General features: G+C 42.5%; 15 protein-coding genes. 9 read left to right on the forward strand and 6 right to left on the reverse strand.

What is annotated here, in order from left to right; translation table 11 throughout:
* Positions 1-162: 162 nt before the first annotated feature.
* Positions 163-801, forward strand: a complete 639-nt coding sequence (locus J2736_RS07365) for a GOLPH3/VPS74 family protein (RefSeq protein WP_310224865.1) — start codon at positions 163-165, stop codon at positions 799-801.
* 33 nt (positions 802-834) lie between these two features.
* Positions 835-1,131: a MerR family transcriptional regulator gene (locus J2736_RS07370; protein WP_310224867.1), complete on the forward strand. Its 297-nt coding sequence runs from the start codon at positions 835-837 to the stop codon at positions 1,129-1,131.
* A gap of 55 nt (positions 1,132-1,186) precedes the next feature.
* On the opposite strand, the gene J2736_RS07375 is transcribed toward J2736_RS07370, so the two are convergent.
* Complete coding sequence (locus J2736_RS07375) at positions 1,187-2,035, reverse strand: AraC family transcriptional regulator (RefSeq protein ID WP_310224869.1); 849 nt, start codon at positions 2,033-2,035, stop codon at positions 1,187-1,189.
* Positions 2,036-2,245: 210 nt separating this feature from the next.
* On the opposite strand from J2736_RS07375, the gene J2736_RS07380 reads away from it, so the two are divergent.
* Positions 2,246-3,202, forward strand: coding sequence for a dihydrodipicolinate synthase family protein (locus J2736_RS07380; RefSeq protein WP_310224872.1), 957 nt, complete (start codon positions 2,246-2,248; stop codon positions 3,200-3,202).
* A gap of 113 nt (positions 3,203-3,315) precedes the next feature.
* Here the strand turns inward: J2736_RS07380 and J2736_RS07385 are convergent, their stop codons facing one another.
* Positions 3,316-4,212, reverse strand: a complete 897-nt coding sequence (locus J2736_RS07385) for an AraC family transcriptional regulator (RefSeq protein ID WP_310224874.1) — start codon at positions 4,210-4,212, stop codon at positions 3,316-3,318.
* 202 nt (positions 4,213-4,414) lie between these two features.
* On the opposite strand from J2736_RS07385, the gene J2736_RS07390 reads away from it, so the two are divergent.
* The 3 genes from J2736_RS07390 to J2736_RS07400 are packed head-to-tail and all read left to right on the forward strand — an operon-like array spanning position 4,415 to position 11,109.
* Complete coding sequence (locus J2736_RS07390; RefSeq protein ID WP_310224876.1) at positions 4,415-5,947, forward strand: ADP-ribosylglycohydrolase family protein; 1,533 nt, start codon at positions 4,415-4,417, stop codon at positions 5,945-5,947.
* Positions 5,948-5,971: 24 nt separating this feature from the next.
* The gene (locus tag J2736_RS07395) at positions 5,972-9,403 is read left to right on the forward strand and encodes a glycosyl hydrolase 2 galactose-binding domain-containing protein (protein WP_310224878.1); all 3,432 of its coding nucleotides are present in this window, start codon (positions 5,972-5,974) and stop codon (positions 9,401-9,403) included.
* Positions 9,404-9,459: 56 nt separating this feature from the next.
* Positions 9,460-11,109 (forward strand): SGNH/GDSL hydrolase family protein, encoded by a 1,650-nt coding sequence (locus tag J2736_RS07400; protein ID WP_310224880.1) that lies wholly within the window; start codon positions 9,460-9,462, stop codon positions 11,107-11,109.
* 81 nt (positions 11,110-11,190) lie between these two features.
* Here J2736_RS07400 and J2736_RS07405 read toward each other — a convergent pair whose 3' ends face one another.
* Genes J2736_RS07405 through J2736_RS07415 form a run of 3 tightly spaced genes read right to left on the reverse strand, consistent with a single transcriptional unit; the run spans position 11,191 to position 14,661 of the window.
* Positions 11,191-11,994: a (2Fe-2S)-binding protein gene (locus J2736_RS07405; protein WP_310224882.1), complete on the reverse strand. Its 804-nt coding sequence runs from the start codon at positions 11,992-11,994 to the stop codon at positions 11,191-11,193.
* Entirely contained in the window at positions 11,995-12,993 is a 999-nt protein-coding gene (locus J2736_RS07410; RefSeq protein ID WP_310224884.1) for an iron-siderophore ABC transporter substrate-binding protein, read from the reverse strand.
* A 60-nt stretch (positions 12,994-13,053) separates the two neighbouring features.
* Positions 13,054-14,661 (reverse strand): AraC family transcriptional regulator, encoded by a 1,608-nt coding sequence (locus J2736_RS07415; RefSeq protein WP_310224887.1) that lies wholly within the window; start codon positions 14,659-14,661, stop codon positions 13,054-13,056.
* Between the two features lie 213 nt (positions 14,662-14,874).
* Here J2736_RS07415 and J2736_RS07420 point away from each other — a divergent pair, with 213 nt between their 5' ends.
* Both J2736_RS07420 and J2736_RS07425 read left to right on the forward strand, forming a co-directional pair.
* Positions 14,875-15,090 carry a hypothetical protein gene (locus J2736_RS07420; RefSeq protein WP_310224889.1) on the forward strand — a complete coding sequence of 72 codons (216 nt, stop codon included), beginning with the start codon at positions 14,875-14,877 and terminating at the stop codon, positions 15,088-15,090.
* Between the two features lie 102 nt (positions 15,091-15,192).
* Positions 15,193-15,798 carry a hypothetical protein gene (locus J2736_RS07425; RefSeq protein ID WP_310224891.1) on the forward strand — a complete coding sequence of 202 codons (606 nt, stop codon included), beginning with the start codon at positions 15,193-15,195 and terminating at the stop codon, positions 15,796-15,798.
* Positions 15,799-15,812: 14 nt separating this feature from the next.
* Here the strand turns inward: J2736_RS07425 and pdxR are convergent, their stop codons facing one another.
* Complete coding sequence (gene pdxR / locus J2736_RS07430; RefSeq protein ID WP_310224893.1) at positions 15,813-17,249, reverse strand: MocR-like pyridoxine biosynthesis transcription factor PdxR; 1,437 nt, start codon at positions 17,247-17,249, stop codon at positions 15,813-15,815.
* A 128-nt stretch (positions 17,250-17,377) separates the two neighbouring features.
* Here pdxR and J2736_RS07435 point away from each other — a divergent pair, with 128 nt between their 5' ends.
* Positions 17,378-17,800, forward strand: a complete 423-nt coding sequence (locus tag J2736_RS07435; protein ID WP_310224895.1) for a hypothetical protein — start codon at positions 17,378-17,380, stop codon at positions 17,798-17,800.
* The last annotated feature ends 101 nt before the right edge of the window (positions 17,801-17,901 follow it).

Genomic DNA, 17,901 nt, shown 5'->3' on the forward strand with positions numbered 1-17,901 from the left:
ACGTATGTCAAATTCAAAATTGATGAATAAACCCTTTGACTTTTTGTATTTGGGACATTATTGTAAGTAGTAAGTAGTAAGTAGTAAGTAGTAAGTAGTAAGTAGTAAGTAGTAAGTAGTAAGTAGTAAGTGAAAATGACTGAAAGGATGGTTGATATTACCATGTTGCACAATTTATCAGTCCCCGAAGAGTTTACTTTGTTAGCGTTAGATCGTGAGACGAATAAAATAAAGGCCATGTTTCGCATGAATATTGCCTTGTATACGGTAATGGCTTGTTTCGTGGAACTTTCTTTAAATGGTAATGTTTTTTTTGAAGGTGATGAGACAGTCAAAATTTCAAACTCAGAATCAACAGGTGAAAAGTATCTGGACAAATTACTCGACATTATCGCTGCTGAAAAACCAAAGAAACTAAAAAAGTGGGTATCATATTTTTACTATAATCAAAGAGACATTTATAAAATGGTTTTAGAAAGCCTTGTAGATAAAGGAGTAATGAAGATTGAAAATACGGAGATTTTATTTGTTGTTCCAGCAAAAAAATATACAGATGTCGCACATGCACGGAAACACATCATCGAGAAAATTCGAGCTGAGTTGTTAGAAGATGGAAATGTAGAAGATCATACCGTCGCCTTAGTGTTATTTTTACACAGTAAAAGTATGCTTACCGATTATTTTTCGGATTACGAACAAAAAACGTTAAAACAAAGACTAGCGATATTTCGCAAAGGTGACCTTTATAAAAAAATAAGAACGGTTGATATTGCTATCCAAAATCTTGAATCTGGCATGTAGCTTGGAGCTGTGCAGCAACGTAGGGGTGAAAATATGGGGAGAAAACGAAGTTTAGATACAATATTATCATCAGAATATGTAAGTATTAGCGAATTGGTTGAACTTTCTGGCGTTCGATACAGTACCATCAAATATTACACCGAAGAGGATATGATCTCATTTCAGCAAGAGGATACTAGATTGACAAGAAGATACCCACGTGTATTAGCCTTACAACGGCTTGAGGAAATTCGTCTAATGAAAGAAGAAGAAGGGTTGACTATCAAACAAATTAAACAAAAATTACTTCATGATGGTCGTATAACTCGCGAAAAGCCTTCGGCCCAATAAGGGCTTGAAGGCTTTTTTTGTGGTGACTCTGAAGCATCAATAACAAATATCGCATCTAGCGAAGACTTCGATAACTGCCTGGTGTAGTGCCTTTCATCTTTTTGAATATTCGGAAAAACGTTTGAAATGAGCCGAACCCTGATTCGATGGCGACATCAAATACGGGCAAGTCCGTCGTTTTCAGCAGGGAGCAGGCATGTCGCACACGCAATTCTTGAATAAATTGGGCGAATCCAATGCCGAGTCTTTCTTTAATCATCTCACTAACTTGCACAGGATTCAGCTTGAACTCGTGACCAAGCGAGACAAGGGAAAGGGGCTGCAAATAATGATCATACACATAACGAATAATTTCCCAGCGGTCTGTTTTCTTTATTTTTGAAACCGGTTTCTCAACATGGGTAGATTGTCGGCGCAATCGGTCGAACCGCGTTAGCGCTTCCAAAATATTCGCCTGAATGAGAAGCTGCTTCCACATTTTATTGTCGTTATACTCAGTTAACATATTCTGAAATGAAGCCTTAATAAGTTCAAGATCGGTCCCTTGGGATTGAACGTATGGCGATAAACCTTCATCGTTAAAAACAAGTTGAAATAAACCGAGTTCCGCCTCCCGACCCGCAAAAATTAAGGTCATGTCGAAGTTGCAGATAATCATTTTCAATGGATACTTAGGATCCGCCTGGATGCTATGGAACTGATAGGGCAGAAGTAATACAACAGTGCCCGACTTCATCGTATGCGCGTGACCGTTAATCCACTCCGTACCTTCACCTTCTAATACGAACAGCAATTCAATGAAATCGTGCCGATGCATAGGGACATCTGTGTGTTGTTTCTCTTTTATATAAAAAGGAAAATCGCTATGCATATTTGGATATTCAAATAAGTATTGCGGCAGCATGAAGCACTCTCCTTTTAAATCTATATGTTCCATTATACGTGATAGCCAACATCAACAATATAGCTGAGAAGCCTTAATTCGGCTGATACTTAAAAATTGAGAGTATTCCCTTGAATATTGGCATCGTTCTGTTCACAGTTTCCCTTATGATCGAGGTATAGTTGCACATTATAACAGGGAACGAAATGTCCCAAGAAGGGGATTAGAAGAATGAAACCAATGAACGCAGACGAGATCTTCGGCAATTACGCAACACTACTGTTGCCAATTAATGAGGATGATACGATTGATTATGTACGGCTTCAGGAAGAAATTGATTACCTAATCGCCGCAGGCGTCAGTGGGATTTATTCCAATGGGACTGCTGGGGAGTTCCATACACAGTCCGAAGAGGAGTTTGTTCGCGTGAACGAGATGCTGGCTGTGGCTTGCCAGAAGGTAGAGTTGCCATTCCAAGTCGGTGCGAGCCACATGAGCCCTCAGTTGTCACTTGCAAGAATCAAGCGCGCGGTGGCATGGAAGCCGAGTGCGATTCAGATCATTTTGGCCGATTGGTTCTCTCTTAAGGACGATGAGATTCTATCGTGTTTGAAAAGGTTCGCTGAGGCGGCGAATCCAATCGGAATTGTGGTCTATAATCCTCCACATGCGAAGCGAATCATTCCACCGGAGCTGTATGCGCGCATTCATACGGAAATACCTGAAGTCGTCGGGATCAAAGTCGCTGGTGGTGATGTTCGTTGGTACAAAGCGATGAATACGCATGCCAAAGGAATTTCAATCTTCGTACCAGGGCATTTCTTAGCATCTGGCTATGCGCGTGGAGCGCAGGGGGCTTATTCCAATGTAGCCTGCCTAAGCCCGATTGGCGCTCAACGCTGGTACGAGCGGATGAGAACAGATCTGCCTGGAGCAATCGAACAAGAACAACGTATTGTACAATTTATGACACAGCATATTACTCCCTATATCACGGAGCAAGGCTATTGTAATGCAGCGTGCGATAAGCTTCTTGCAGCTATTGGCGGATGGTCGAGCGTAGGTACGCGACTACGCTGGCCATATCGATGGATCCCAGCCGCAGAAGCGGAACGGTTGCGACCTCTAGCGCAAGAACTCATACCTGAGATGTTCGAGTGTTCCATTATCCCAATTACGACGTGTTAATTGAAGGGGAGCCTGATATGATCGTGAATGACCATCATTTACCGTTGAAAGGCAGCATTCACTACGGGAATTACGCCAACCGCTTGGAGACGGCGAAACCGGTGCGTACCGGACTAACTCCCGTTTCCATTTGTGGAAGCGTCACGGAATTTTTGAGGGCTTACACCCACTTTATTTTTAAAAACTCGACTGAAGTAATAGGGATCTTGAAAACCTACTTGCTGTGCGATGTCACCAATGCTCAGGTTGTCACTGGTTAGGAGATATTTCGCTCTTTGGATACGTAAGTCATGTAAATACGAAACGATCGTCATACCAGAGTGCTTTTTGAATACTTGACATAAGTATTCGTAGGCATGATGTACTTTGGCTTCTAACGCGCTACCGTTCAAGTCGGAGGTGTACTCTTCATCCATCAGGTTAACCAGCCTCCGATACAGCTGAAATGTCGAAAGGGGTTGGATGGAATCCTCCCGTTCAAGCAACCATGCTTCCGCGATAGACACAAGTAACTGCCCCAAGAGCAGGGAACTTCGATACCGGTAATACCCGTCAGACGTGTTCATTTGGTGTAAGAGCTGGTCGAAAACATACAGCCACTCAAAACGGTTACGAGGCTGAATTCGCCGCGGTAACAGAAGTTGTTCAGAAACCTCTGAACCTAGGGGAGAAGTACGTAAATCTTGATGAGTCGGCACGATTGCAGTATGAAGGGGAGCAGATGACAATTGCAAGCCGGGTTCAGCTCCAAATTGTACCCAATAGAATCCATCCTGATCGCTAATGGGCTTCCAACTGCTGTGCTCTTCCCAGGGCATTAATAGAAGACACTCACCGCTGACCAGAGTAAAGGGTTCATCGCGTACCTGCAAATATACAGTACCTTGCGTCACGATAATTAATTCGTAAAATGGATTAGATTTCTTTTGTTGAAGGTGCGTATTGCCGACGGCCTCGCCCGCCCATTTGACATCTAACTTTGTTAATCTGGACATAGAAATCGTCTGCATCAATGGCCTCCACTAATCAATGGACATCTTCTAGTAAACTTCTTATAAACTTATTATAACGAATGAGGGATCTCCTGTGCGAACAAGTTGGACGATTTTAAGGTGAGTCGCATCATACATGTTAAAATCATTCATTCCCGAGAATGCAACTGCTCCTGTAAACTTTGTTTATAGCATTTCTATAATGAGAGGGGCAAGACAAGTGAAACTTACCTTACAAGATTATGAAGCAAAGCTGCGAGGTTGCTGGATCGGCAAAAACATTGGAGGTACCCTCGGGGCGCCATTTGAATGCAAACGCGGCGTATTTCATGTTGATTTCTACACGCAAGAGTTACATGGAGAACCGCTTCCTAACGATGATTTAGATCTGCAATTGGTCTGGTTAAACGTAGCAGAAAAGTATGGACGTGGTGTCACTGCCAGCATCTTAGGCGAGTATTGGTTGACTTTTATCGTACCCAACTGGGGAGAGTACGGAGCTGGTAAGAATAATATGCGTCAAGGCATTGTTCCTCCGCTTTCAGGTTATGTAAATAATGTTTTTCGCGATAGTAATGGGGCTTATATTCGCTCGGAAATATGGGCTTGCCTAGCTCCAGGCCACCCAGAGATTGCTGTCAAATACGCCTATGAAGATGCGATTGTTGATCATAGCCACGAAGGTGTGTATGCGGAGGTATTCTTTGCCGCTGTACAAAGTGCTGCTTTTGTAGAAAGCGATACATTCAAACTAATTGATATTGGACTGTCCTATATTCCGGAGGAGAGCGGTGTAGCTCGAGGTATTGGCTGCGTTGTAAACGCTTACCGAAGCGGGTTGACGTGGCAAGATGCACGGTTACTCATTTTGAATGAACTGCCGGGAAGTTTCGGTGTTCTGGGTATGAGAAAAGAAGATTTGCCAAGCGATGTACCTGTTGGACCTATTGGTTACGATGCTCCGAGCAATGTAGGTATCACGATTCTCGGTTGGCTCTATGGGGAAGGTGATTTTGGCGAAAGCATATGTATTGCAACGAACTGTGGAGAAGACACGGATTGTACAGCTGCCACTATCGGATCCATTATGGGGATCATTGGCGGGGTGGACAACATTCCTCAGAAGTGGAAGGAACCCATTGGAGACTCCATCAAGACACTTTGTATCAATTTGGGAGACCAGGGAATCAAAGTACCGAAGTCTGTTACAGAGTTGACAGACCGTATTGTACGGCTGGCACCAGCCTTCCTTGGATCAGCCATATGCGACGTCGTGAATACGGAAGGCCATGGTTATACGATTGAGATGAACGATGCCGCTGCTTTGTATCACAAACCGATTGCGATTAACGCGTGGACAGAACGCAGTTTTAAGAATCAACTGGACAAAGGGCCGTTTGTCGTTCCTTATAACTTTGTCATATTCAAGTGCGAACTAGATTATGGAAAGGAACCTTATGTTGGAGCAAGTCAGCCTATTACGTTGAAACTAAACGTAGATAATGAGTTATACATGCAGCAATGGATACAAGCAGCATGGTATCTGCCGGATGGTTGGCGTGTATCCCAAGGTAGAAAAACAACATTCTCACTGGAACATAACCACTGCAACATTGGCTCTAAACAAGTTGAATTCACAATTATCCCGAGTGATCAGCTAGATGAACAACGCTACGATCTCGTTCTAGAACTTAGCTCTCATGGCCGGCATACAAAAGGTCTCATCCCGATTACACTTATTCATTCCCTATAAAGTTGAAATTGGAGCTGTGAACGTATGGAGAGATCGATGCTTCTAGATGGTACATGGTGGTTGGAAGGCGTAGATCCAACTGGGAAGAGCACCTCAATTGGCATTGAGGCGACTGTTCCAGGGCATGTGCATCATGATCTACACAACGCTGGGATCATTCTTGATCCTCGATACCGCATGCAAGCGGATGATTGTCAGTGGATTGAGCACTGGGAGTGGACGTATCGCCGAGAGTTTCATTTGGAGAAAGTAAAAGAAGGATATCCGGTTTTGGAGTTGAATGGACTAGATACTTTCGCGGATATTTACCTAAACGATAGACTGTTGTTGCAGGCTGATAACATGTTCCGATGTTACCGTATCGATACGGCTGGTTTATTACGCGAAGGAGTAAACACACTAGAAATCAAATTTCATACGATCGCTGAGGGTGTTAAAAACAAACCTTTTGCCAGCTATAACGCTGCTTTTACGAACGAACGCGTCTACGTGCGTCGCATGCAGTGTACGTTCGGCTGGGATTGGGTCAACCGATTTGTTAGCTACGGCATATGGCGCTCTGTTCGGTTAGTCTTCGAAGAAACGGCTTCGATAGATGATGTGTTTGTGTATACAAAGGCAATTGATCCCAGGGGAGCTGCACTAGAATATTGTCTGAAGACAAGTCGCCGAATTTCCGATCAGGTGTGGGTCGAAGTCATGATAGTAAATGCAGTCGGGCTCGTCGTTTGGAAAAATAACAAAAAGTTGATTGGCCACGATCTGTCGCTCTCTATTGATTTACCAGAGCCTGAACTATGGTGGCCTGCAGGATATGGCGGGCAACCGCTGTATACGGCAATAACGATACTGCGTACGGAATCCGGGCACGTACTTGATGAGTGCAAGAATGAATTTGGTATTCGTACGGTTCGGATTGAACAACTACAGGATCAACCTGGAAGTGCTGAAGCAGCATTGACGATGAAGCTGCGCACAGAGAATCCGCAGTGGGACGCTAATGGCGATCAGCCGGGAAGCAGCTTCACACTGCTGGTTAATGGCGTATCTGTCTACTGCAAAGGGGCCAATTGGGTTCCTTGTGATCCTTTTCCGTCTCGTGTGGCTGATAGCCACTATGAGCATTTGATTCGTCTTGCCAAGGAAGGCAACATTACGATGCTTCGCTGTTGGGGTGGAGGCATCTACGAGCCGGAGTCATTCTGGCGCTGGTGCAACCGTCTCGGTATCCTCGTCTGTCAAGATTTCTTAATGGCCTGTGCTGTCTATCCAGAAGACGATCAAGACTGGGGATCTAATTTATACGAGGAAATTGCCCAGACCATTCGATCACTGCGTGGCCATCCGAGTCTCGTGTGGTGGAATGGGGACAATGAAAACGGGATGTACCAGAACGAAGATGATCCGGTCTATCCAGGGCGTAAAATTGCTGAGCAAATTACCGGAAAGCTTTGTAAGGAATGGGATCCGTCGCGACCCTTTCTACCGACCAGCCCGTTTGGCGGATACCCGAACATTTCGTTCACGGTTGGAACGGCACACTATACAGGAACCATGTTGGAGATGTTCGACTATTTTCGGAGTCATGATATGCGGGATTATCGCAAGTATTTTGGTTCATTGCTTAGCCGTTTTTGTCCTGAGTTCCCCATGTTTGGGACGCCAGAAGTGCATTCACTCCTCACTTATATGAGTAAGGAAGATCTGGACGATCCAAGCTATGAGATGTTGGAATACCATACCAAGAATCATCCCGCATTGACTGATTTTTCACTGTTCAGAGCGTTGCTCACCCTGACAGACAAACTCATGCCACCTTCAGTCACAACTATTGAGCATGTGCGCAAAATGTCCTATACCCAGCATGAGCTAACCCGATTAGTCATAGAAGCTTACAGGCGCACCCGGTTTTATACAAGTGGTTTATTGTTCTGGATGTACAACGACTGCTGGCCTGCAAGTGGTTGGAGTTTAGTTGATTATTATGGATACCCCAAAGCGGGGTATTATGCAATGAAAAAGGCGGGGAAACCCCTTATTGCATCTATCGACCATGATGAGGAGAAAGGAATTTTCACATTTTGGATATGCAGTGATTTGACAGATCAGGTGACAGGTAATGGAACGATTAGCGTAATTTCGTTACATGAATCAGCCACTTCATCCGAGAGATGGTCACAAAAGATCGGCTTTACCGTGTTGGCGGGGAGTTCAATGGTTGCGGCCTCTGTGCCTGATACAGAACTCTTACCGCTGCTGGATACTAATCACGTTCTAGTTATGGAGATAAGCACACCATTTGGCTCTGACCGCAGTGACTGGTTCAATGGAATTCCTGCGGAGATGAATCTTCAGCCTTCTAATGTACGCATGGAGCTATTTATGAACGGTCCCGCTGGAGGGGCTGTTCGTATTTCGGCTCGTCGTGGAACTGTAATAGCATATTACGAGGCTCGGATGGGAGAAGGGGATTGGACGAAACAGGACGTCATCATGCGTCGCAGCACGGACAATGGGGAAACCTGGAGCGACCGTATTATGCTGGTAGAAGGGACATCAACAGAGACGTATCATAACTCAAGTATGATTGCATCTCGAACAGGTGATACCGTTTATTTATTCTGGCACCGTAATTATGCCAATTGTTTTTATATCCAAAGCGAAGACGAAGGTATTACCTGGTCAGATCCAGTTGAAATAACATATGTATTCAAAATGTTCCGTAACGAGTATGATTGGAATGTAATCGGAAATGGCACGGGACACAGTATTCAAATGCGCAGCGGGCGCCTAGTGATTCCGGTATGGTTATCGAACGGCGGGGAACTTCATCGTCCTTCGGTCGTTTCTAGCATCTACAGTGATGATGGTGGCACAACTTGGGAGCGTGGCTCAATTGTTTGGAATACCAACGGCTGGATTAACCCTAGTGAAGCTACTGTCGTAGAGCTCGATGATGGCAGCGTAATGATGAATTTCCGTCACGAGTCGGCTGAGCGTAGACGTGGGGTCGTCATCAGTAAAGATGGTGGTGCAACATGGGGCGAGCCCTATTGGGATAATCAACTCCATGATCCCATTTGTGAGGGAAGCCTACTTCGCATTGCTTACCCTGAAACGAGCGGTTTCAGCGGCATCTTATTCAGTAATTGTGCTTTTGACGGTGCGGACAATATTCAAGAACATACTTTTCAAACAGGTGTCAAATTTCTATGGGGAAGTCAATCTCGCAGAAATTTGACAATTCGCTTAAGTGTTGATGAGGGGAAATCGTGGCGCTATAGCCGCTTACTCGAGACTTACTCGGGCTATTCGGATCTTGCCGTCAGTTCGGATGGTCAGACCATTTTTTGCTTATTCGAACGGGATTGGGTTGACAATCAATGTGCCTTTACCAAATATCTATCACTCGCCACTTTTAATTTAGCATGGCTGAGTAACGGGGAAATATCGTAAAATAATGTAATGGCATGAAGTGAAAACGTGAAGACATAGATAAGTGAGGATAGCTAATGACGGTTATAAAAATAGGTGCTCAAGTCGTTCCAACCTCTCCACCTACCATGGATGTTCTTGTATTACCTGGTCGTGTGGAAACTTCTGATATGCAACTCTCATGGGAAGACGTGCGTAAAATAACAATTCGATGGGCTGGAGATCGACAGTTTGTCAAACAGGTCTATCACATTCGCGGTGAGAGTGGAGTTTCGCCTTGCGGCTGGAACGGAGAAGGTATACGCGGAAGCGGGGGCTATCCTTACCAGCGAATGGTACCAGGAACTTTGAAGGTATATAACAAAAGTCGTGATCTCCTGTATGTGCCCAATCAGGATTATACGTTTGATTACTACTGGGGTACGATTAAACGACATCCTCAGGGACAAATCGCAGAGGGAGAAGAACTCTCACTGGATTACGTAGTTTGGTTATGTCGATACGATGCCATTGTCTTGCAGAAAGACGGTCAAATTGTAGTGGTTGAAGGGGATACGGAAGCGCCTGAATCGAGAGAATTATTGCTTCCTGAACCTCCGGCTGTGGAAGATGGACTGGTGTTGGCACATGTATTCACAGGTTGGGGAAATAGCAGCATTGATGGAGGCAGCCGAACACATATTGAAATGGAAGAAGAGGATTTGTTCAATGGTGCCTTGCCAATTCTATCTGGACGATACGAGGATACTGTTCATCGGATGTATATAATTGAGGTACAGGAGATTCTTCCAGAAGGATGCGTTAACATTCGCATAGCTGCAACTGGGGAAGATTACGGAACGGGAAATGTGTTGACCGAAGACACTGTCCGTTGGACAGATTCAATCGTTTGTAAGCGCAATGAACCGATTCCATTAGTCTATAAATCAGCTTACGGGCATGACACCGACTGGGGATTGGCATTGAATTTGGCAAGTGTCCAACCAACGGCGCTTACAGAGAAACGACGTTTCTACATTAACGCTAGTCCTCAACTCATTTTTAACCTTTCACCAACCTTGTCTGATCCACTAGATGTCATTCCTATTGAACAAACAGAGCAATTAATGACGCTTAAGGAGAAATTAACCTCTGGAGAATCCGTACGTATTGCATTTTTCGGTGAAAGTACTACACGTTCGGGATTATGGCCATATATGGTCATGTCGGATTTAAGAAAAAGATATGCTAGGTCCAAAATATTCTCATCGAATGTAGCGATTGGCGGAGAGGGTACGAGACGAGGTATTCACAGACTGGATCACGAAGTGTTGTGCCTAGAGCCGGATTTAGTTGTCTTAGAATATTTAATTAATGATGCGTGTTCAGGAGATACGGCTGCCATTGAACAAACACTAAGGAACATACTAGGGCGAATTCGAGTACATGGCTCAGCTTGTCTCATCATAACGAATAATGGGATGAATCCTGTGTTTACACCACATGGCAATACCCGAAACTTCTACAAATTTCATCACATGTATCGCAGGTTGGCGCAGGAATACGATTGTGCGTTTGTGGGAGCCTTTGATTATTTCGCCAAGCTGCACGAATACGGCAAACATTACTTGACAGAACTGAAAGGCAACATGGTTAATCATCCTTATGGGAATGAGGATCTCAACTGGGGACCGTTTGATACCATTATAAGTAAAGCGGTTAATAAGGCATTTGGTGCAGACGAGTAGTAAATTAGTGTAAACGCGTAAACATAAGACCAGCGCTGTGGTTCCGTTATGGTACACAAGGCTGGTTTTTTTGTATGTGAATTAATGCTTTTTGTTATCATTTAGCAGTTGCAGTCTTTCTTCTGGATTGAGTTTAGGACAGGTCGTGCAGTAATCTTCTGCCCCACCTCCAGAATCAATTTGATAAGCTAAGCAACAGTATGGCCGTAAATAGAAGTGTGAGCCGTGCCATTCCGGATGCTTGAAAATGTGTAGCTTAACTGCAAATCGATTATCGTTTCCTGGTTCAAACAAGAGCATCTGATCTTTTTGGATCATTTCCAAACGGTTCTTCGTTCGCCAGTGCTTTTGATCCTCAACAAGCCGAGAATAGAGTTGCCTCACATTGTGTGAGACCAGTGCCCACATTACTTTGACGTTAGCACCTGTTTGCGAAGCTATGGCTTGAAAAAGTAGATCCGTATGACTTTGCAAACTTTTCATATATTCTCTAAATTGAAGATCACGTTCTTGTGTACCAAACGCTGGTAGCAAAGATTTTTCCATGATTACTGTCTCATATGCCATAGCTCCGCCTTGAATCAAACTGAATCGTACGTGGTTAAGGGATGTTGATAACAAAGTATCATGGATACTGGCTGATGCCATAAGCCCCATGATGAATACGGAATACCGTTTAGCAAATAAGGTGCCCGTGACCATGGGTGCAGCATTTCCCAACAGGGAAGCCTGCTGTAGAAGGATGTGCGAAAGGGACGATTCCTTCAATAACTCCATCGCTGAATAGGTATAAGACGATTCATTGCAATTACGAATAGAAGTAACGAAATTGTTTTGCAAGGAAGAAATAAGTTGAATCTCGCTGTCACCCGTATTCATCATCATTTACTTAATGATCTTTAGAATTTCATCAATAATTTCTCCACGTCCGATGACACCCCAACCTTTAAATAACCAGAAGGAGTCTGTTTCATAAATCTTGTTTGACACAACTGCAGGGGTGTTCTTCCAGAGTGGGCTCGCTTTCAGGTTTTTCAAATAATCATTGGCGTTAGGATCCGTCTCTAGTAAAACATAATCCGCATTGATTTCAGGTATTTTTTCCATGGATAAATCAACGCGTTTATCTTTAGGTGTAAGAGCGGTTGGTGTAAATCCTAAATCGTGATAGAGCAACACGTTGGTTGGATGTCCATTTTGCGCGTAAAGTTGAAGATTTTTTTCTCTAACACGTAAGTAAGCCAAATTCTTATTACTTAATTTTTTTATTTGCTCGCGTGCTTTCGTCACCTTTAATTCCAATTCAGCAATTTTAGATTTGGCGACATCGGCTTTATCGTACATCTCAGCGATCATCATTAGATCTTTTTTCCAAAAATTAACGTCGCTCTCATACTCTTGCCACTCATTCCCCATAACAATGGTCGGTGCGATTTTCTGAAGTTGTTCATAGGTTGTCGCAGCTGTACGGCTCTCAACGAGAATAACATCAGGCTTAATTTCCAAAATGGCTTCGAGATTAGGCTTGTCTGCTGATCCTACTAGGGGAACTCCCTGTAATTGTTTAGCTACATAGGGAAGATAATCTCCACCATAACGAACTTGATTATTTACACCAGCAGGTTTTTCGCCAATGGTTAATAGGTGGTCAATGTAGGCTGCTGAAAGGACAACGATTTTATTGATTTTTGCAGGGATGACCGTATTACCTTTCAAGTGCGTTATCGTTCTCGTAGTCTGACTAGCAGTTGTAGCTGCAGGTGTAGTGGAGCTTGTGCTCGTTTCTTTCCCCGTACCGCAAGCCGACAACAGTAGTACAATGATGATGGTCATCATACTTCCCATAAAATTGTTCCTAAACATTTCTTTGATAATAATAATCATTATCATTGTAAGGAAACATATATGCTGGTTCAATTGACTATCTCCCTATATTCGCTTGAACTATTTCACCTTATCAATTTGTAATTGACTTACAATCTGATTCAATGCCCAGAGTCGTCCAGTTGGACCTAACGTTTTGAAAAGCAAATCGCTTGCCTCGTAAACTTGATGCTTTCTCACGGCTTCCAGCGCTAACCATTCGTCAGATAACATAAGCTGCTGTAGTCGTTGTTTGGCAATCTCCGTAAGATCCGTCATTATAAAAATATGATCTGGATTAAATAGCTTTAGATCGGATAATTGAAAATCAAAAGCCCATTCCCTATGTGGAAATTCGACGGGAAGCTTCAGACCAAGATCATTGTAGAGTAGGGTCCCTGTTTGATTGAGGGAGCCATAGATACGGTAGAAACTTGAACTAACTCGGATATAATACGCGGTTTGTGAACCCCATCTTTCTGTGATTTTATTTTGTAACATATTTTTGCGCTCTGCATACCTGTCTTTCCAGGACGCTGCTTGTGATTCTTTACCCAGAATTGCTGCTAAATAGGACAACATTCGGGCATAATCATTCGAATGCGTTAACATGATGGTCGGCGCTATACTTTCGAGTGTCTCATCCATTTCGAAGCGATTACTTGTCAGGATAAGATCAGGCTTGGTTTGTATCAACTTGTCGTAATTCAGTTTGATGCTTTCGAGGCGAACGGTTCCTTGACTAATAGCATCAAAAGTAGGAACAGGGTAATGTTGTGAAACCCGATCTTGATATGACAAAACAGCAACGGGATGAAGTCCTAGTGTCATTAAATAGTCATCAAGTCCATAGTACAAAGCCGCGATTCGTCGGCTCTTGTCTTTCATATAAAGTGTAGGAGCGACACCAGCCTCTTTCTTAAACGCTCGACTGAAATAGTGTTCGTCTTTATAACCGACTTGTTGGGCTACCTCTTTCATTTTTTCAGAAGAAAAGAGCAGTTGTTTGGCCTTTCTAATACGTTGTTGCAAATAATATTCCGTCGGGGTCATATTCATACGATTCTTAAAGATTCTTGTAAAATGATTGATGCTATAACCGGCCATTTTTGCTAACTGACCCATTTTGAGTTCTTTCATATAATTCTCGTTTAAAAATGCGAGTGCATAGTCCATGCCAATTAGTTTCTCGGGTTCATGTTCTTGTGATCGGCTAACGATCATTAATTTCGTAAGCAGGGTATGTAAGTGATATTTCAAATCGAGCTTTTCTTGGATTTGGCCGTTCTTAGCTGACGTTAGAATTCGCTCGAGTATTTCTTTTACAGAACGATCATGTGCAGTTAGTTGATGCTTCCCGCTGATAGGGAAAAGGGGGTGTTCCATGCTCCATTCTTTGCTTCGTTTCTTCAATTGCAAGCAAGAGAAGAAAATAACTGAGAAGTGAATGGGATTCAACCCATGAGATGTGCCCTCGACAGTCATCCCAGGCAACAAGATAAATAAATCTCCCTCCTGAGCTATATGGGTAACTTCATTAATGGAGAGTACACCCGTGCCATTGCTTATCATGCAGATGGCATAATTTTTAAGCGTTCTTTTACTCAAAATGTATCCACTATGATTTTTATTACTGCTATAAATTCGGATCGATGAAAGAAATAAATTTTCAAGCTTCCAATCGCTCATAGAACATTTTCCTTTCTTTCCACAAAAGTAACACTATCGCATAGATATGATCATACGGCAGATCTAGGTTGCCTTCAATATGCAAGTATTTATTATTCTTCAGAGACTCGAAATTGGATGGTATAAAATGAACGCAACTGGTTGATGAGTTGAAGAAGCATTTCATTTATAATTCGATTGAGATTGGGCATAGAAAAGGAAAGGTGGTTTCTTATGAATTCATCGTTGTATTATGTAATATTTTCAATTATTTTATTATTCGGTTTAGTTACTACTCTCATTATTGGTTTTTCGCGTAAAAATCGTGAAGGGGATCAAACATATTTTCAAAAAACTGGTGTGAAATGGGTCAGACTTACTGCTTTTTATGTGATTTCAATTGCTGCAGGAATAATAGCGCTAATCGCATTTATTTGGTACTCTTTTTAATAATAAAGAGACAACGTCTTCGCATAAGTCGAATTCGTTGTCTTTTTTAAGTGATGCTAGTTGATCAAGTAAAGAGATTGAGAGTAGGGGTTAAGAATTACGATGAAGCAAATAAATATGACAATTTGGTTTTGGGCGCGAATATTACTTGCCATCGCTCTTATGATAGCCTTTTTTTCAAGACATCAAGAGCCAAAAGTAGATAATAAATTTGAACGGTTACAATGGGTGGGAGGAGCAGAGTATTGGTTGAACACGCAAGGAGGCACAAGTGCTAATCAACTAGAGGGAGTAATTCCGGCGCTTATAATAAATCATCTAAACCCTAGTGCTAGATTACAATTAAGTCTACGATTAAAGCCTGTCATATCCAAGGATAGCCCTGAAGTATATCCTGTTGGAAGTGGTGTATTGATGAATGGGAATGAGAAAATATCCATTTTAGTTAATTCTACCTCTATTTTAAATAAAACCAAATTACAAGATGGCTCTATCTATTTGCATGGAACAATGAATGCAATTTTAAATTCAAAATCCAAACAAACAAATGTATCTCTTCAGATCACTGGACTCATGGGTTCGGATGAATTTGAAGTTAGGTATCCTTACGCAGACAAAGAAGGATACATTGTGTTTGGCAAAGGAATTCATACTCATTTTGATGAGATTACTATGATTAACAAAATATTAGGGGAACATTCAAAATAAAACACTTTTGTTCTTCATTCAATCAACTGACGTAATACAAGAGCAAATCTTGATATCCCAAGTGCAATCTCCTCCGGCTTCGTTCTGGCGAATGTAAACCGCACATAACCCAAATCGGAACCATAAACACTTCCGGGTACAAAGACAATCCCTTTTTTAATAGATTCTTCTAACAATTTACTATCTGAAATATTCGGTATCAATTTGCACCACAGATGCAATCCGCCATTTGGAATCACGTATTCGATTAGTCCTGAAAGCTCTTTTTCTATCGACTGAATGAGTAAATCCCGCTTAAACTGTAGCCCTATACGTAATCGCTCCAAATGTGGACCTAAATAGGATGACTGAAAAAATTGTCCGACGACCTGCTGTGGAATAATGCTCAATCCGAAATCCATCTGTTGTCTAGCATCGGCTAGCCGTTCCACAATGGCGTGAGGTGCTACCATCCATCCGATTCGTAAACCAGAAGCTGCAATCTTGGAGAATGAGCCAATATATAGAACCGAACCCGTAGTATCCATTGATTTGAGAGGCTGAGGAGGGACGCCTTCATACGATGTTAAGCTAAATGGATCATCTTCTACAACGGGGATTCCTAATTCAGAAACGATATCAAGAAGTTGTTTGCGTCTTTCATTACTTAGTAATGTTCCAGTTGGATTCTGATAATTTGGATTCAAGAACACCATCTTTATACGGTGTTTTTTATATAATGCGCGAATATCTTCAGGCTGTACGCCATGATTGTCGACCGGTAAGCGGAACAAACGCAGCCCAGCCGATTGAAACATAGGAAGCGAATAGCAATAGGATGGATCTTCAATGGCAACTGCATCGCCTGGAGACAGAATACATTGTGCGATTAAAAATAACGATTGCTGAGATCCCGAAGTGATGAGAATTGAGGATGCCGTTGTTCGGATACCTCTATATGTATTCAGATATTCTACTAAAGCCTCTCTTAATGGCATCGAACCTTGGGGGTTATCGTAACCCAAATAAGATGTATAGGCATTCTCACGCATTAACGCAGTGATTTCATCAGTTGGAGCTAAATCAGCCGATAGTTCACCGCTTGCAAAATCGATCAGTGATGGATTTTGAGCTAGTGCTTCACGGATCCTTCTCAAAAATGCTGGGTTAGGAAGAAAGTTACTTCCTTCGGCAAACCGACTCCAGTTTGGAGTATTCTTCGGAGTAGCTCCCCATTTGGATGTACTTACTCGAGTCCCGCTGCCTGTGCGGCTTTCAATTATACCCATGGATCGAAGTTCCGCGAATGCCGAAATGACGGTGCTACGATTCACATCAAATTGTTCAGCAAGTTTCCGTTCGGATGGTAGCAAACTGCCCGGAGGAAACTCTCCACATGAGATTCTTTGCTCGAGATGGTCGGCAATTTGCTCGTAAAGAGCTATATTACTTTTGCGATCAGGTTTCCACATTTTCAAATCCCCTTGATTATTCTATCGAACCAGTTAAATTTACTATTTATAATACCACGAATCCAGGCTAATACTACTATCGCGGTAGTAACTGTTATTCGATCAGCAAGTGAGAGGAGAGATAATTCATGTTACATTATTACTTTTCTGATAAAGCTCATATTTTTTGGGATGATGTGATTGAATCTGTCGTCATTCGCTGGAGTTATTTAGCTCATGAGGAAGATTTTTGCCTCCCCCTTAATAAATTAGTTGAACTTGCAGCATTAAAAAAAGCGAAAAAAGCATTATTCGATGAAAGCCATAGTCTGTTTATAGCCAAGGAGACACAATGGTTGTCTGACGAATGGTTTCCTAAATTATTAGACGCTGGCATAGAAATTATCGCTATCGTCTTTCCAGAGAAAACAGTTCCAAATATCAACCTAGGACAATCTATTGAAAAGAAAGATGCAACTGAATTGCTTTATCGTGAATTCGATAATATTCACAGTGCTGTCAGCTGGTTATCATCAGTACCGATAGGGTGCGTAAATAACCAATTGATATGACGATATTAGGTGTACAGTCATGAAAACATAAATTTCACTAATGATATTATACAAAACTGGGGATAATTTGAATGTCCCGGAATTCTCGTTATACCGGACGA

Source organism: Paenibacillus qinlingensis (assembly GCF_031455095.1).
GTDB classification, from domain to species: Bacteria; Bacillota; Bacilli; order Paenibacillales; family NBRC-103111; genus Paenibacillus_E; species Paenibacillus_E qinlingensis_A.

Excerpts from the sequence above, each read along its gene's own strand:
- J2736_RS07365 (WP_310224865.1), top strand. The coding sequence starts at position 163 with ATGTTGCACAATTTATCAGTCCCCGAAGAGTTTACTTTGTTAGCGTTA.
- J2736_RS07370 (WP_310224867.1), top strand. The coding sequence starts at position 835 with ATGGGGAGAAAACGAAGTTTAGATACAATATTATCATCAGAATATGTA.
- J2736_RS07375 (WP_310224869.1), bottom strand. The coding sequence starts at position 2,035 with ATGCTGCCGCAATACTTATTTGAATATCCAAATATGCATAGCGATTTT.
- J2736_RS07380 (WP_310224872.1), top strand. The coding sequence starts at position 2,246 with ATGAAACCAATGAACGCAGACGAGATCTTCGGCAATTACGCAACACTA.
- J2736_RS07385 (WP_310224874.1), bottom strand. The coding sequence starts at position 4,212 with ATGCAGACGATTTCTATGTCCAGATTAACAAAGTTAGATGTCAAATGG.
- J2736_RS07395 (WP_310224878.1), top strand. The coding sequence starts at position 5,972 with ATGGAGAGATCGATGCTTCTAGATGGTACATGGTGGTTGGAAGGCGTA.
- J2736_RS07400 (WP_310224880.1), top strand. The coding sequence starts at position 9,460 with ATGACGGTTATAAAAATAGGTGCTCAAGTCGTTCCAACCTCTCCACCT.
- J2736_RS07405 (WP_310224882.1), bottom strand. The coding sequence starts at position 11,994 with ATGATGATGAATACGGGTGACAGCGAGATTCAACTTATTTCTTCCTTG.
- J2736_RS07410 (WP_310224884.1), bottom strand. The coding sequence starts at position 12,993 with ATGATTATTATTATCAAAGAAATGTTTAGGAACAATTTTATGGGAAGT.
- J2736_RS07415 (WP_310224887.1), bottom strand. The coding sequence starts at position 14,661 with ATGAGCGATTGGAAGCTTGAAAATTTATTTCTTTCATCGATCCGAATT.
- J2736_RS07420 (WP_310224889.1), top strand. The coding sequence starts at position 14,875 with ATGAATTCATCGTTGTATTATGTAATATTTTCAATTATTTTATTATTC.
- J2736_RS07425 (WP_310224891.1), top strand. The coding sequence starts at position 15,193 with ATGAAGCAAATAAATATGACAATTTGGTTTTGGGCGCGAATATTACTT.
- pdxR (WP_310224893.1), bottom strand. The coding sequence starts at position 17,249 with ATGTGGAAACCTGATCGCAAAAGTAATATAGCTCTTTACGAGCAAATT.
- J2736_RS07435 (WP_310224895.1), top strand. The coding sequence starts at position 17,378 with ATGTTACATTATTACTTTTCTGATAAAGCTCATATTTTTTGGGATGAT.